Source organism: Streptomyces sp. NPDC088910, assembly GCF_044749865.1.
Classification (GTDB): Bacteria; Actinomycetota; Actinomycetes; order Streptomycetales; family Streptomycetaceae; genus Actinacidiphila.
In genome coordinates this window covers 24631-39329 of sequence record NZ_JBIVIV010000024.1, presented here as the reverse complement: position 1 = coordinate 39329, position 14699 = coordinate 24631, and the positions used below count along the sequence as shown (strand labels likewise).

The window sequence follows — 14699 nt, the reverse complement described above, 5'->3', positions numbered from 1 at the left end:
CCTCCTGGCGACCTGTCTGCGGGGCCCACGGCGTGAGCCGTGACCGACCCGCGATGGCCCCGCGCGCCTCGGCCCGCGGAAAACCACAGGCCGCGCGGCGGCCCAACTGCCTATATTCCTGGCCATGCCCCAGATCGAACTGCTCCATCCGGACCACTCCCCCGCGCTGCTCGCCTTCGAGCGGGAGAACCGGGCCTACTTCGCCGCGACGATCCCCGACCGGGGCGACGACTTCTTCGCCCGCTTCGACGACCACCTCCGTGACCGGCTGGCCGAGCAGGAGACCGGCGCCTGCTACTTCCACGTCGTGACCGGCACCGAGGGCGACGTCCTCGGCCGGATCAATCTCGTCGATGTCGCCGACGGCGGCGCCGACCTCGGCTACCGGATCGCCGAACGCGCCGCGGGCCGGGGCCTGGCCACCTGGGCGGTACGGGAACTGTGCCGCACGGCCGCCACCGACTACGGGCTGACCGTCCTGCGCGCCGGAACCACCCTCGACAACGCGGCCTCCCGAGCCGTACTGGCCCTTACGGGCTTCACCGTCGTCGGCGAGCACCAGTTCTCCGGCCGCCCCGGCCTGACGTACCGCCGCGCCCTCACGCCGTAGCGGACGGGGAGAGCTGTTCGCGCACCCACGCGGGATCGGGGTTGGTGTACGGCCGGCCCGCGACGACGACGGTCGGGACGGTCTCATTGCCCTCGTTGACCGCCCTCACCGCCTCCGCCGCGGCCGGGTCACGCCAGATGTTGACCCAGTGCAACCGGCGGGCCCGGCGGCCGAGTCGGAAGCGCAGGCGCAGGCAGAATTTGCAGCCCGGCCGCCAGTAGACGATCGGCCGGCCGTCGGCGGCGCTGAGGCGCTGCGCCTCGGACGCGCCGATCGACCGGGGGAAGACCAGAGGCGAGTTCAGCCCCGCGAGCAGCACGAAGGCCAGCAGGAAGGTCGCGGCCCGGCCGGGGCTCCCGCCGAGGATCAGCCCGGCCGCGGCGGCCACGCCGCAGAGGACCAGCAGCATCGGCAGCAACCACGCACGCATCATGATCAGGCAGCTTATCGGTGCGGTGAACCGCCTCACGGGCCAGGCCGCGGCTCGCCCGCATACCCCCCCCGGACAACCGGACAACCGGACAACCGGAGTCGGCCTCGCGCGCGACGCGTCGCCTTCGGTCGATGACGCCGGTATTCGGTTTGCCGTCGGCCGACGGGCTCGGATAGGAAACGTGCATGCTCAAGGGGAACAAGGTCGGGCTGAGGGCTCGGCACGCGGATGACATCCCGGTCCTGCGGACCGAGCTCTACAACGACGTGGTCAACGCCGCGCGAGCGGAGGGCGGCCCGTGGCGGCCGGTCTCGCCCGAGTCGAAGGATCCGCGGCTGTTCGTGGACGACAAGGAGGAGGGGCACGTCGCCTTCTCCGTCGTGGAGTTGGACGGCGGCGCCCTGGTCGGCACCGCGACGCTCTGGGGTATCGACACCCACAACCGGTCGGCGCACATCGGATTGGGCCTGTTGCCGTCCGCTCGCGGGAAGGGCTACGGGACGGACGTGGTCGCGGCCCTGTGCCAGTACGGCTTCGTCGTGCGCGGCCTGCACCGGTTGCAGATCGAGACGCTGGCGGACAATGACGCGATGCTGCGCTCCGCCGAGCGGAACGGCTTCGTCCGCGAGGGCGTGCTGCGCTCGTCCGCGTGGGTGATGGGCGAGTTCCTGGACGAGGTCCTGCTCGGGCTCCTGGCCGCGGACTGGAAGCCGTAGCCAGGGGCCGCTAGAGGGCGCGGGCACGGGCCGGTTTCACATGTGCTGCCCGTGGTGGTCCACGACGGCGGTGAGGAGCCGGGCCAGCTCGGCGCGCTCCGGTTCGGACAGCGGGGCGAGCACCTGGTCCTCCACCTCGGTCAGCAGTCCGTCGAGCTTCAGGAGCCGGCGGCGGCCCGGCCCGGTGAGCGCGATGATGTTCTGCCGACGGTCGGCGGGGTTGGGCGAGCGTTCGAGCAGCCCGCTCTCGGCCAGTTCGTTGACGACCGCGACCATGTCGCTGCGGTAGATGCCCGTACGGCCGCTCAGTTCGGCCTGGCTGGCAGGCCCGAACTCCTCCAGGGTGGCGAGCACCGCGTAGTGCCATTTGCGGGCGCCCTCCCGCGTCAGCTCCTCGTTCACCAGGCGGTCCGAACGGATCGCGGCGAGCGACAGGAGCCGGGTCCGCAGATTCCGCAGCCGCGCCGGAGTGGCCGCGACGGTGGCCTGCGGTGCGGTCGGGGGTGCCGTGTCACGTGCGCCGTTGCTCATGCCGCGATCATACCCTTTGCATTAGTGCCACTAACGGATTATCTTCGACACGAGATAACCGTTAGTGTGACTAGCGATGCGGAGAAGAGTCATGCCCGTGACGAAGGTGCTCGATTCGACGATGTTCCACGAGGAGACGGGCAGCGGCACTCCCGTCGTCTTCCTGCACGGCAATCCCGGCTCGTCCCACCTGTGGCGCAAGGTGCTGCCCGCGATCGACCTGCCCGCCCGCCTGCTCGCGCCCGACCTGATCGGCATGGGCCGCTCGGGCAAGCCCGACGTGCCGTACCGGTTCGCCGACCACGCGCGCTACGTGGACGCGTGGTTCGACCGGCTGGACCTGGACAAGGTGGTGCTCGTCGGCCACGACTGGGGCGGGGCCCTCGCCTTCGACTGGGCGGCCCGCCACCCCGACCGGGTCCTGGGTGTGGCCTTCTTCGAGACCATCGTGCGGCCGATGTCCTGGAGCGAACTGGGCGAGGGACCGCGCTCGCGCGCCGAGACCATGCGCGGGCCGCAGGGCGAAGCCCTGGTGCTCGACCGGAACGTCTTCCTGGAGTCGGCCTTCACCGGCGGGGTGCTGCACCCGGTGGGCGAGGACGACCTGCGGGCCTACCGGGCGCCGTACCCGACGCCCGAGAGCCGCCGCCCGATCCTCGCGTGGGCCCGCTCACTGCCGCTGGACGGCGAGCCGGCCGATGTCACCGAGCGCGTCGAGCAGTACGACAAGTGGCTCGCGAGCAGCGATCAGGTCCCCAAACTGCTGCTCACCTTCGACTCCTCGCCCACCTTGCTGATCGGCCCGGAGACGGCGGACTGGTGCGCGGCGAACATCGCGGCCCTGGAGACCCGGCACTGCGGTCCCGCCGGGCACCACGCCCCGGAGGACCAGCCGCAGGCGATCGCGGACGCGATCACCGCGTGGGCGCGGCGGCACGGGATGGTCACCGGCCGCTGAGCGCGCTGCCCGGCCGTTCCCGTGCCGGGCCCGTACGGGAAATCAGTTGCGCCCGGTGGCCTCGTGTCAGCAGGGTGCGGGGGTGATCGGGACGGGGACCGCACCGGCCACGGACGTCGGTCGAGCCGCGACCGTATCGGCGTCCCCCTCCGTATCCGCCAACCGTATCCGCCGTCCGTATGCGCTACCCGCATTCGCTTCCGCAGGAGGATTCGCCGTGCAGCGTTCTGAAGGCCCGGCCGTCACGGAGATCCCCGTGGCGGACAAGGAGGCCGGCCCCTACGGCATCGCGGCAGGACCTGACGGCGCCCTGTGGCTCACCCTCGCGCAGAGCGGCAGCGTCGCGCGTCTCACCCTCGACGGCGAATTCAGCGAATTCCCGCTGGACTCGCCCGAGAGCCGCCCCACGGTCATCACTGCGGGCCCGGACCGCGCGCTGTGGTTCACCCTCCATCTGGCGAGCGCGATCGGCCGCGTCGGCACCGACGGCGCACTGCGGTCCTACCTGCTGCCGACGCCCGACAGCGGCCCCTTCGGCATCACCACCGGCCCCGACGGCGCGCTGTGGTTCACGCAGATGAACACCGACCGGATCGGCCGGATCACCGTCGAGGGAGAGATCACCGAGTACGCCCTTCCCGTACAGGGCGGCTGTCCCTCGGCGATCACCGAAGGCCCGGACGGGGCGCTGTGGTTCACGCTCAACCAGGCGAACGCGATCGGCCGCGTCACCGTCGAGGGCGCGGTCGACCTGTACCCCCTGCCGACTCCGGGTGCCGCGCCGGTCGGCATCGCCAGTGACGGCGCCGCCTTGTGGTTCGTCGAGATCGCGGCGGGGCAGATCGGCAGGATCACGACGGACGGGCGGATCGAGGAGTTCCCGCTCCCGGACCGTACGGCCAAACCGCACGCCGTCGTCGCGGCCGGCGTCGGGGACTGCTGGTTCACCGAATGGGGAGCCAACCGCATCGGTCACCGCGCGGCGAGCGGCGAGATCACCGCGTACGACCTGCCGACCGCTTCATCGGAGCCGCACGGCATCACCGTGGGTCCGGACGGCGCTGTCTGGTCGGCCCTGGAGGTGGGAGCCGTCGCACGGCTCGCGCCCTGAGGTGAACCGCCGCCTCGGCGGGGCCGGGCGGGTCGTCACCGGGCCCGCGCGGAAATCCCCTCGACAGACCGCGCCTCGCCCGCTGGAACAGTCGCGGTCGTCCGAGATCGCCAGCCACATCGATCGCACCGCCTCAAGGAGCCGTCCTGACCACGCAGCACACCCCGGACACCGCGGACTTCCGCCCCGCGATCGACATCGCGCTGGTACGACGGCTGGTCGACAGACAGTTCCCGCGGTGGGCCGGGCTTCCCCTGGAACCGCTCGGCGCGGCCGGTTCCGATCATGTGATCCACCGACTGGGCCGCGAGTTGTCCGTCCGCCTGCCCCGCCACCGCGGCGCCATCGGCCAGGCTGCGAAGGAGGCGCGGTGGCTGCCCCGGCTCGCCGCGCACCTGCCGCTGGCCGTCCCCGTACCCGTAGCTGTCGGACGACCCGACCTCGGCTATCCGTGGCCGTGGGCGGTCACCCGGTGGCTGGACGGCGAGGTGGCCACCGTCGAGCGGCTCGGCGAATCGGTGGGCGCTGCGGTCAAGTTGGCGGAGTTCCTGCTGGCCCTACAGCGATTCGCGCCGCCGGAAGCGGTCGCGGACGGGCCAACGGGCCTTGCGGCAAGCCCGTTGGCCGCGCGGGACCGCGCGACCCGGGCCGCCGTCGCGACGGTCGGCGACGCCTTCGACGCGGCGGCGATGACCGGCCTGTGGGACGCGGCGCTGCGCACCCCCGCGTGGGGCCGGCCGCCGGTCTGGGCGCACGGCGACTTCCACACCGGCAATCTGCTGACCGTCGACGGCCGCCTCAGCGCGGTCATCGACTTCGGCGGCCTCGCCCTCGGTGACCCGGCCTGCGATCTGATGGTCGCCTTCACCTTGATGTCGGCCGGGAGCCGGGCCGCCTTCCGCGCCACGCTCGGCGTGGACGACGCCACCTGGACACGCGGTCGCGGCTGGGCACTGGCCACCGGCCTGAACGCCTACGTGTCCTACGCCGCCGACGATCCGCGAGTCGCCGCACAGACCACCCGCCAGATCACCCAGGCCCTCAGCGGCTAGGTCCCGCACAGGTCCGCCTCGCTACGACCGCAGGGTGGTGTTGTCGTGGCCCTCCGCCATCAGTGCGAGGACTTCGCGTTCGCACGCCGCGCGCAGGCCCTCGTCCCGGAAGCCGGGCGGCATCCGGACGTCGAGCACGGCGATGGCCGGGCGGTGTTCGAGCAGCGCGGGCAGCGCCTCGGGGCCGGTGCCGACGACGTCGACCACCTCGTGCCCCGAGGAGGTGGGCAGCAGGACGAGCCCTTGGCGCAGCAGCGCGTTGTCCTCGGCGAGCACCACGCGCACGGCAACTCCGCCTGGATGACGGTCGGTCCGCCGACCGGACTGGACGCGGTGACCTCGCCGTCGAGCGCGGCGACCCGGCGGCCTGTGCCCGAGCAGACCCGAGGCGCCGTGCTCCCCGCTCGCCGTCCGCTCGTCCACGCCGCCTCGGCCGCGTGACGGCGCGGAGCCCCGGGTGAGCGGGGAGGACACGTCCGCTCATACTGGGGCGACCGCAGACCCCGCACTCCTGGAGAAGTCACGTGATCGTCGTCGGTCTCATGTCGGGCACCTCGATGGACGGCCTGGATGTCGCCGTCGGTGAGTTCGGGTTCGACGGGGAGGTGCTGACGCTGCGGCCGCTCGGGGCCGAGGAGTACCCGTGGCCGCCCGAGACGCGGGAGCGGCTGCTCGGGCTGCTGCCGCCGTCCGCTGTCGGACTCGCCGAGGTGTGCGAGGTGGACACGCTGGTGGGGCAGGCGTCTGCGGCGGCGGTCGTCAGGGCGATCGAGCGGTTCTCGGGCGGCCGGGCCGACCTCGTGGCCTCGCACGGCCAGACGGTGTTCCACTGGATCACCGACGGCCGCGCCCTCGGCACCCTGCAACTCGGCCAGCCCGCGTGGATCACCGAGGCGACCGGGCTGCCGGTGGTCTCGGACGTACGGGCCCGCGACATCGCGGCGGGCGGCCAGGGCGCGCCGCTCGCCAGCACGCTGGACACGCTGTGGCTCGCGGACGACACGTCGGCCGGTGCCGGGACCGTACCGACCCGCCGGGCCGCGCTGAACCTCGGCGGCATCGCCAATGTGACGGTGGTCGGCGGCCGGGACGAGCCGGTCGTCGCCTTCGACACCGGCCCGGCCAACTGCCTGCTCGACGCCGCCGCCCACCGCGTCACCGGGGGCCGGGCCGGGAGCGACCTCGACGGCCGCCTCGCGCTGGCCGGGACCGTACGCCCGGACCTGCTGGCCCGGCTGCTGGACGAGCCGTACTACCGGCGGGAGGCGCCGAAGTCCACCGGCCGCGAGCTGTTCAGGGCCGACTACGTCGAGCCGCGGTGCGCGGGGCTGCCGCCGGTGTCGGACGAGGATCTGATGGCGACGCTGACGGAGCTGACGGCCGTGACCGTCGCGGACGCCTGCCGCCGGTACGGGCTCACCGAGGTCGTCGCCTCCGGGGGCGGGGTGCGCAATCCGGCGCTGATGGCGGCGCTGCGCGAGCGGCTGAGCCCCGCGGTCCTCGTCACCAGTGACGAGCGCGGGCTGCCCGCAGGCGACAAGGAGGCGTATCTGATGGCGCTGCTGGGCTTCCTCACCTGGCACGGGATTCCCGGTGTGGTCCCCGGCGCGACCGGCTCCTCGACCCCGCGGGTACTGGGCCGGATCACTCCGGGCGACGCGCCGCTCCGGCTGCCGGAACCGGCCCCGAGCCCGCGCCGCCTCGCCGTCCTGCCGCCGGTCTGACCCGTACCGCCTGGCGACGGCCGCCGGCCCGCGGGGGGACACGCTGGGCGGCATCGCCTTGTGCGTACCGCCGTTGAGCCGTGCGCCGTTGAGCCGTGCGCCGATGAGCGGCCGATCAGGCGCGGTCGTGGAGCGTGATCTGGTAGCCGTCGGGGTCGGCGAAGGTGAACGTCCGGCCGAAGGGGCCGTCGACCGGCGCGGAGACGATGGTGTGACCGTCGGCGACGAGAGCGTCGTGGACGGCCTGGACGTCGGTGGCGTGCAGCCAGATCGCGGCACCGATGCCGGGCTGGGCGACGGACGCGAGATCGGTGCCGGGAACGATGTCGCGCAGTGCGAACGCGATCGGCTTCGTCTCGAAGACGACGGCGTGCGGAGGTCCGGCCTGCGAGCGGACGAGGCCGAGGTACTGCTCGTAGAACGCCTGTGAGGCGCCGAGGTCGCTCGCCTGGAGCGAGATGAAGTCGGGACCGGTGGCGGGCATGGCGATGCTCCGTTCTCTTCATGTCAGATTCCTGACACAGACCAACGTATGTCAGAATACTGACATGAGTCAAAACGGCACGGGCATCGACCTGGAGAAATCACTGGGCTACCTGCTCAAAGAGGCTTCGAGCGCTCTGCGCGCGGCCATGGAGGAGGTACTGCGCCCCCTCGGAATGACCGTGACGCACTACTCCTGCCTGGAACTGCTGGCTCAACGGCCGGGCCTGTCCAACTCCGACCTCGCGCGCGGCGCGTTCGTCACACGGCAGTCGATGAACGTGCTGCTCCAGACCCTGGAACGGGACGGCTACGTGACCAGGCCCGCGGCGGCGCCCGTCGGGAAGGTCCTCCCCACGCGGCTCACACCGCGCGGCCGACGGAGCCTGGAGAAGGCGACCGTGGCCGTCCGTTCCGTCGAGGTGAGAATGCTGGCCGGCCTGACCGACACCGAGCAGTCAGGCGCGTTCCGAATCCTGCAGAGCATGATCCATTCCCTGCGCGACACCAAAGACGACGGCCCATGCGGCGCTGGTTGACGCAACATCGTCTGGGAGACGCGGCTCCTGGCAATGCCTTCCAGCGCCTCGGCTCCCGCGCCGCGTCCGTCAGGCCACCGTCACTTCGAGAGGAAGTCGCGCAGCGCGGTGTTGACCTCGTCGGCGTGGGTCCAGAGCAGGCCGTGCGGTGCTCCTCCGACCTCGACGTAGTCGGCCTCGGGGAACGCCTTGTGGAATCGGCGGCCAGTGGCGTCGATCGGGAGGATGTTGTCCTTCGTTCCGTGCAGGATCAGCGCGGGCTTGCCGCTCGCACGGACCGCCTCGACATCGGCGCGGAAGTCCTCGATCCATGCCGGGACCGCGGCGTACGCGGCCACCGGCGCGCTGAGGACCGCGACGTTCCAGCTACCGGTCACCGCCTCCTCGCTGATACGGGTGCCGAGGTTCTCGTCGAGGTTGTAGAAGTCCGCGTAGAACTGCTTGAACCAGGCGTACCGGTCCGCCTTCGCGGTCGCCGCGATGCCGTCGAACACTTCCTGCGGCACGCCGTCGGGGTTGTCGTCGCGGGCGACGAGGAACGGCTCCAGTGAGGCGAGGAAGGCGAGCTTCGCGACACGCTCATGACCGTGCCGGCTCACGTAGCGGGCGAGTTCCCCCGTGCCCATCGAGAAACCGACAAGGACGACGTCCCGCAGGTCGAGGGTCTCGAGGACCGTGTTCAGATCGGCGGCGAAGGTGTCGTAGTCGTAACCGGAGTTCACCTTCGAGGACTGGCCGAAGCCTCGGCGGTCGTAGGTGATGACCCGATAACCCTGGGCCAGCAGTTCGCGCGTCTGACGTTCCCAACTGTGCCCGTCCAGCGGGTAGCCGTGGACCAGGACGACCGGCTGCCCGGAACCCTGGTCCTCGTAGTAGAGCTCGACCGGCGTGCTGTTCTCCGTGCCGACGGTGATGTAACCCATGGTCTCTTTCCCTTTCCGGCCGACGAACCGAACGCCGACCCGTGTCTTTGAGCCCGATGGCTCGATTTCTGTGCGAGAACTCCGTTTCACCGGCGGCGAGTCGGATGATTCCCCGCTCCGCCGCCGACCGCTTCCCGTGCCGGGCCCCCCCTCGGCGGACGCACGGCCTGGTCCACGGTGTCCACGACGGTGACGCGGCCGCCGTCGCCGGGATCGGGATCGGGCATGATCGATTCCGGGTCGGCGAGATACACCTCGTGACCACTCAGCGTCAGCCGACGCACGACCTCCAGCAGCACGCGCCGCGCCGCGCCGTCCATCGAATGGACCCTCGTCAGGTCCAAGGCCACCCTTACGGCCGAAGGCGGAACGGCCATGGCTTCCTGAACGACCCTCTCGGCCATGGCGAAGCCGATGCGGCCTTGCAGTCGCAGGACCCGGAGCGCGTTCGGTCCGCTGCCCACGTCATGGTGGGACCGCGCCACCGCACGCGCGGCGGCGGGGACCTCCATCACACGCAGTCCCATGCCCCCGGAGAGTCGTTCGAACAGGGACACCCCGCGAACGCTGTTCCCGTGACGATCCAGGCGTGGTGAGAACGTGGCCATGCCGATCTGTCCGGGGAGCGCGCCTATCAGGCCCCCTGCCACCCCGCTCTTCGCCGGAATGCCGACCCCGCGTGGTGACGCGCACGGAACACTGCCGGATGCAACCGTCCACGACGGCCTCGGGGTCCTCGGTGAGGCCACGCGCTCCGCCGGAAGCAGGTTCACCGCGCCGGCGAGTGCGTGCACGGTGATCGCACCAACGTTGATCATGGGATTGAGAGGGCGCAGTGCCTCTGCCCGATAGTCGGGAATGATCGGCCGCATTCGTCCTCCATGCGCAATCGGCGTCGGGCACCGCCGCACGACGGTGTGTCTGACTGTCCTTCCGCGCGGAAGGCGACGAGGTGACCGCGGTTTTCGGGTCCGGTCGAGGCGCCGCTGTTCTTCTGCGACGAGTGCTCAAGCAGCCGTGCCGGACTCGGGGGCGGCGGTGAGCGCGCGGAGCCGGTCGATGTCGACGTTGGCTCCGAAGGCGGGGGTTCCCGGCTCGAGCCGGACGCCCGCCGCAAGGCCGCCGATGGCGAGGGGGTCGAATCCGAGTGCGGTGATCAGGTCAGCGACGACGGCGAGATCCTCGGGCGAGTCCCCGGCGATCGCGATGGCCTTGCGTCCGACGGAGCCGACCGGACGGGCCCCGTCCTCGAGATCGTGGTAGCCCATGTGGTTGAGGGCTTTCACGACACGTGCGCCCGTCAGGAACCGCTGAACGGCCTCGCTCGACGACGTGTCGGGCGGGAGGATCTCGTCGCGGGGACCGTCGACCTCCCACCAGTGGTTCATCGCGTCGACGACCAGCTTGCCCTTCAGCTCCGTGACCGGGAGGTCACGGTGTTTGCCGAGCGGGAGGGCCAGGACCACCACGTCGGCGGCATCGGCGGCCCGGGCCGGCCATACGGCGGTCGCTCCGGGCGTGAGGACCCTGGCGGTGAGCGCGACCTTCGAGGGGTCGCCGGACCCGGAGATCAGGACTCGATAGCCGGCGGCGACCGCCAGGCGTGCCAGGACAGTGCCGACCTTCCCGGCTCCCAGGATTCCGATCGTGGTGACAGGGTCAGTCATCGCGTGGCTCCCGCCGAGGCCGCGGGCCGCTCGGACAGAAGTTCACGGACCCGAGGGATGACCTGGGTGCCGTACAGCTCGACCGAACGCAGGCGCGCGGAGGCCGAAACGGTGCCGGCGGCGGAGTAGATCATGTCGAACCGGCCCGCGTCCAGGACTCGTACGGCATGGGCGATCCTCGCCGCGACCGTCTCGGCCGTGCCGACGTACAGCGACCCGCGGTCCACCTCCGCGTCGAATTCCTCCCGGCGGAGCGGCGGCCAGCCGCGCTGCCTCCCGATGCGGTCGCGGATCTCCTTGTACCCGGGGTAGAAAAGCTCCTTGGCCTCTTCGTCGGTGGAGGCGACGAAACCGGGCGAATGAGTCCCGATCGGCTGGGCCGTTGTGCCGAACTCGTCGCTGGCACGCCGGTAGAGATCCACGTAGGAAGCGAACCGGTCGGGAGCGCCGCCGATGATGGCGAGCATGAGCCGGAAGCCGTATCGCGCGGTGCGGAGCACGGACTGCGGTGTCCCGCCCACCCCTACCCAGGTGTTGAGACGTCCCGACTCCGTCTTCGGGTACACGTCGGCATCGCGCAGGGCGGCACGCGTGGTGCCGTCCCAGGTGACCGGCTTCTCGTCCAGGAGTCGATGGAAAAGGTCGATCTTCTCCTCGAACAGCACGTCGTAGTCCTTGAGGTCGTACCCGAACAGCGGGAACGACTCGGTGAAGGAACCGCGCCCGAGAATCACCTCGGCGCGGCCGTTGGAGAGCGCGTCGACCGTGGCGAACCGCTGGAACACCCGCACCGGGTCGTCCGAGGACAGCACGGTCACGCCCGAGGCGAGCCGGATGCGCCTCGTGGCCGTCGCGATGCCCGCCAGCACCGTCTCGGGGCTGGAGATCGCGTACTCGGGTCGGTGGTGCTCGCCCAACGCGACGACGTCGATACCGACCTGGTCGGCGAGGACCGCTTCAGTCACCGCGGCGCGGATGGCCTGGGCGTGCGAGACGATGACGCCCTGGTCGTCCCGGGGCCGGTCCCCGAAGCTGTCGATGCCGAACTCGATTTGCGAAACGTCCATCGTGCTCACTCGCTCAACGCTTTCGTTGGGTCGGGGCATGGCGATGCGTGGCTCGTGACCGCCGGGCGGGACATCCGTCCCTGGCGACCTGTGCGCGGACTCCCCGCCGGTCAGGTGCAGCGACCGCACCGCCGTCGCTTTAGTTGACATGTAAACCATGCCACTCTCATGGTTGAGATGTCAACTAGATTCCGGTGCGACACCCTCGACAGCAGTGGATCGAGGGGAGGCCGGGCACAGACCTCCGACCCCTGACGAGGATTCCTCGCCTGACGCGGGCCCGCATGGCCGTGCCGCCCACCGGCGGGGGCCGCTGCGGCCCCGCCGGAAGGTGCTCGCTCTCACCCTCACCGTCGTCGCGATCGCGGCGACCGCGCTCGCGGCCGCTTCCGCGGCGACGACGGACACGCCCAAGGACACCGCGGCACCCCTGAAGTGGGAACCGTGCCCGAAAGGAGCCGCCGCGCCGCGGTTGGAGTGCGGAACCCTGCACGTCCCCCTGGACTACAGCCGGCCCGACGGTCGCCAGATCGAGATCGCGGTTTCCAGACTGGCCAGTGATCAGCCGTCCAAGTCCGGGGTGTGCTGTTCACCAATCCGGGAGGCCCGGGCGCGGTCGGGCTCATCTATCCCGCCAGCGCGTGGATGCTGCCGCACACCACCACCGCCAACAACGCCGCAAGGGGTGCGCGCCGAGACCAGGGCCGTGTTGTGCGGCTGCGGTCAGAGCCGCCTCCAGCCGTACTGCGACCACGCGGGGCCCTGCCGTGAGTGACGCGACCGGCGCCCCGGCCCGCGCAGTGGGGACACCGCTCGGCTGAGTTCTCGTCAGCAGCGCCGAGAACGACTCCGCCCGCCTCACGCGCCAGAGGTCGGCCGGATGCTTCCGTCAGCCTCTGTGCGGCCGACTTCGACCACCGCCTTGCCGTGGAGGGTGCGCGTGAGGAGCCGGTCGATCGCTTCGTCGACGCGGTGCCAGGAGCCGCGCCACGCCACTGACGGAGTCAGGTCCCCCATGGCGACCCGCTCGCTCAACCAGCTGAGGTCGGGAGGCAGCGGAGCGCCGTCGAGCTGGTGGAAGGTGACGATGCTGCGGTTGTGACGCGCCGGACCGGCGATGAGGGCACCCGGCGGGAACGACTCCGGCTCGGGAGCGACGTGCCCCAGGGCGACGAGCACCCCGTCCCGCTCCAGGAGGCCGAACGCCTCCACGAGGAGCGCGCCACCGACACACTCGACGACTCCGTACACGGATCCGGCGTACTCACTGGGGCGAGAGACCACCTCGGCGGCACCGAGAGAGCGCAGCTCGTCGGCGTACGGCGCGGCCGAGCCGGTGACGGCGACGACCGTGGCCCCGCCCATGCGCGCGAGTTGCACCGCGTAGCGTCCGACTCCCCCGGTGGCGCCCGTGACCATGACGGTTCGGCCGAGGATGGGGCCGATGCGCCGTAGCGCGCGCAGAGCACTGTTGGCGGCGACCGGGATGGTGCTCACTCCGCCGAGATCCGCGTCCCGGGGAACCACACCGATCATCGCGGTGTCCGCGACCCTGTACTCGGCCCAGCCGTTCGCCTCGTCGAGTGTGATGACAGGCGTACCCACCGGGGGCCCGGAGCCGTCGCGTGCGGCTTCGACGACATGTCCGGCCGCTTCCCACCCCGGAATGGCACCGTCGGGCAGTTCGCGCGCGGTCACGATCTCCCCGTAGTTGAGCGAGAACGCGTCTACCTTCACCAGGACCTGGGAAGGGCCGGGCCGAGGTGGTTCGGCCTCGCCCACCCGGAGCGCCGTACCGCGTGTGTGGTCGACCATCAGTGCCCTCACGGAAGCCCTCCTCAATGTGCCCCTGAGAGGCACATGCTACCAAGTGGCACATCGAGGGTTTCACGGTAGGCTGCACGCGTGGATGGCGCCAGACCGGTCGGAGGGCAGGGCGGAGCCCGGCCGGAGACACTCAGGGAGCGCAAGAAGGCGCAGACCCGCCGGGACCTGGTGGTCCATGCGCTGGAGTCCTTCACCCTTCACGGCGCGGATGCTGTCACCCTCGACGACTTGTGCCTTCAGGTGGGCGTCTCGAAGCGCACGTTCTTCCGGTACTTCACCAGCAAGGAAGACGCGGCGATGACGCCGTTGCAGGATCTGTGGCGCGAGTTCCTGCGGCGGCTGGATTCGGAGCCGCAGTCCCGCGACGCCGACGCGACAGTCCTCTCCGTCCTGCGCGACACCCTGGTCGCCTCCATCCGCGAATGTGCGGCTCGGGACGCGAACTGGACCCGGCTCACGCTCCTTGCGCTCGGGCTCGACGCCGTCCACCCGTCGTTCGCCGCGCACAATCTCCGGTTCTGCGACGAGGCCGTTCAGGCTGCGCTGAGCACCCTGGCACCGGTCCTGGGCATTTCGGATGCGGACGATCCCAGGCCCAGGCTCCTGCTCGACCTCTTCCTCGTCGCCTCGCGTGACGCCCAACGAGTCTGGATGCGGCGCCCGGAAGACGGCGACAGCGCGGAGAGTCTCGTCCTTCTCCTCAACCGCACCGTCGCCGCGCTCCCGGCGAGTCTCGAACTCAAGGCTCCTCAAGACTGATCGCTCACGCGTTCATGCCGGCCCTCCCCACCGCCCGGCCTGTGACTCGGCTCGCACCAGGAACGCGCACCGCTCCGGCGCACCCGTGCTGGCACTCGCCTCACCCATCCCGTCCCGTCAGATCGGCACCGGTTTCTTCCAGGAGACGCACCCGGAACGGCTGTTCGTCGAGTGCGGCGAATACCGCGAGATGATCAGCACCTCCGAGCAGATGCCGGGGTACTGCGGAGGCGGGCGCTCTCGCACGACGGACCGTTCCCGGTCGACCTGGTGCCCGAACCCGACGCGCTGTCGAGCCG

16 protein-coding genes and 1 pseudogene are annotated in these 14699 nt (G+C 71.1%); 8 read left to right on the top strand and 9 right to left on the bottom strand.

All coding sequences use genetic code 11. The features are described from left to right. Positions 1-124: 124 nt before the first annotated feature. Positions 125-610: a GNAT family N-acetyltransferase gene (locus ACIP4Z_RS35005; protein ID WP_401314572.1), complete on the top strand. Its 486-nt coding sequence runs from the start codon at positions 125-127 to the stop codon at positions 608-610. Here ACIP4Z_RS35005 and ACIP4Z_RS35000 read toward each other — a convergent pair. Then, positions 600-1043, bottom strand: a complete 444-nt coding sequence (locus tag ACIP4Z_RS35000) for a glutaredoxin domain-containing protein (RefSeq protein WP_401314570.1) — start codon at positions 1041-1043, stop codon at positions 600-602. The two genes, ACIP4Z_RS35005 and ACIP4Z_RS35000, sit on opposite strands and share 11 nt — an antisense overlap. A 185-nt stretch (positions 1044-1228) precedes the next feature. Between ACIP4Z_RS35000 and ACIP4Z_RS34995 the strand changes: the two genes are divergently transcribed. Beyond that, on the top strand, positions 1229-1759 hold the full coding sequence (locus tag ACIP4Z_RS34995; protein WP_391052441.1) for a GNAT family N-acetyltransferase: 531 nt from the start codon (positions 1229-1231) through the stop codon (positions 1757-1759). A gap of 36 nt (positions 1760-1795) precedes the next feature. On the opposite strand, the gene ACIP4Z_RS34990 is transcribed toward ACIP4Z_RS34995, so the two are convergent. Beyond that, positions 1796-2290 carry a MarR family winged helix-turn-helix transcriptional regulator gene (locus ACIP4Z_RS34990; RefSeq protein ID WP_401314568.1) on the bottom strand — a complete coding sequence of 165 codons (495 nt, stop codon included), beginning with the start codon at positions 2288-2290 and terminating at the stop codon, positions 1796-1798. A 91-nt stretch (positions 2291-2381) separates the two neighbouring features. Here ACIP4Z_RS34990 and ACIP4Z_RS34985 point away from each other — a divergent pair, with 91 nt between their 5' ends. From ACIP4Z_RS34985 to ACIP4Z_RS34975, 3 genes are all read left to right on the top strand, one after another. After that, entirely contained in the window at positions 2382-3248 is an 867-nt protein-coding gene (locus tag ACIP4Z_RS34985) for a haloalkane dehalogenase (RefSeq protein ID WP_401314566.1), read from the top strand. A gap of 217 nt (positions 3249-3465) precedes the next feature. Continuing rightward, entirely contained in the window at positions 3466-4359 is an 894-nt protein-coding gene (locus ACIP4Z_RS34980) for a virginiamycin B lyase (protein ID WP_401314564.1), read from the top strand. A gap of 146 nt (positions 4360-4505) precedes the next feature. Further along, a complete protein-coding gene (locus tag ACIP4Z_RS34975) occupies positions 4506-5411 on the top strand; it encodes an aminoglycoside phosphotransferase family protein (protein WP_401314588.1) in 906 nt (301 codons plus the stop codon). A 78-nt stretch (positions 5412-5489) separates the two neighbouring features. Here ACIP4Z_RS34975 and ACIP4Z_RS34970 read toward each other — a convergent pair. Then, a pseudogene (locus tag ACIP4Z_RS34970) lies at positions 5490-5696 on the bottom strand (response regulator transcription factor); the annotation flags it as partial. Between the two features lie 239 nt (positions 5697-5935). Between ACIP4Z_RS34970 and ACIP4Z_RS34965 the strand changes: the two are divergent. Then, positions 5936-7135 carry an anhydro-N-acetylmuramic acid kinase gene (locus ACIP4Z_RS34965; protein ID WP_355347564.1) on the top strand — a complete coding sequence of 400 codons (1200 nt, stop codon included), beginning with the start codon at positions 5936-5938 and terminating at the stop codon, positions 7133-7135. Between the two features lie 115 nt (positions 7136-7250). On the opposite strand, the gene ACIP4Z_RS34960 is transcribed toward ACIP4Z_RS34965, so the two are convergent. Beyond that, entirely contained in the window at positions 7251-7619 is a 369-nt protein-coding gene (locus ACIP4Z_RS34960; protein WP_401314561.1) for a VOC family protein, read from the bottom strand. Positions 7620-7683: 64 nt separating this feature from the next. Between ACIP4Z_RS34960 and ACIP4Z_RS34955 the strand changes: the two genes are divergently transcribed. Beyond that, positions 7684-8157 (top strand): MarR family winged helix-turn-helix transcriptional regulator, encoded by a 474-nt coding sequence (locus tag ACIP4Z_RS34955; RefSeq protein WP_401314559.1) that lies wholly within the window; start codon positions 7684-7686, stop codon positions 8155-8157. 80 nt (positions 8158-8237) lie between these two features. Here ACIP4Z_RS34955 and ACIP4Z_RS34950 read toward each other — a convergent pair whose 3' ends face one another. From ACIP4Z_RS34950 to ACIP4Z_RS34930, 5 genes are all read right to left on the bottom strand, one after another. Next, the gene (locus ACIP4Z_RS34950) at positions 8238-9080 is read right to left on the bottom strand and encodes an alpha/beta fold hydrolase (RefSeq protein ID WP_401314557.1); all 843 of its coding nucleotides are present in this window, start codon (positions 9078-9080) and stop codon (positions 8238-8240) included. Positions 9081-9166: 86 nt separating this feature from the next. Next, the gene (locus ACIP4Z_RS34945; protein WP_401314555.1) at positions 9167-9952 is read right to left on the bottom strand and encodes a glutaminase; all 786 of its coding nucleotides are present in this window, start codon (positions 9950-9952) and stop codon (positions 9167-9169) included. A 135-nt stretch (positions 9953-10087) separates the two neighbouring features. Beyond that, complete coding sequence (locus ACIP4Z_RS34940) at positions 10088-10747, bottom strand: NADPH-dependent F420 reductase (protein ID WP_401314553.1); 660 nt, start codon at positions 10745-10747, stop codon at positions 10088-10090. Further along, complete coding sequence (locus ACIP4Z_RS34935) at positions 10744-11814, bottom strand: LLM class flavin-dependent oxidoreductase (protein WP_401314551.1); 1071 nt, start codon at positions 11812-11814, stop codon at positions 10744-10746. The genes ACIP4Z_RS34940 and ACIP4Z_RS34935 overlap by 4 nt, the downstream gene beginning before the upstream one ends. A gap of 858 nt (positions 11815-12672) precedes the next feature. Beyond that, positions 12673-13596: a zinc-binding dehydrogenase gene (locus tag ACIP4Z_RS34930; protein ID WP_401314549.1), complete on the bottom strand. Its 924-nt coding sequence runs from the start codon at positions 13594-13596 to the stop codon at positions 12673-12675. Between the two features lie 123 nt (positions 13597-13719). Here ACIP4Z_RS34930 and ACIP4Z_RS34925 point away from each other — a divergent pair, with 123 nt between their 5' ends. Next, complete coding sequence (locus ACIP4Z_RS34925) at positions 13720-14400, top strand: TetR family transcriptional regulator (protein ID WP_391052465.1); 681 nt, start codon at positions 13720-13722, stop codon at positions 14398-14400. Positions 14401-14699 lie beyond the last annotated feature (299 nt).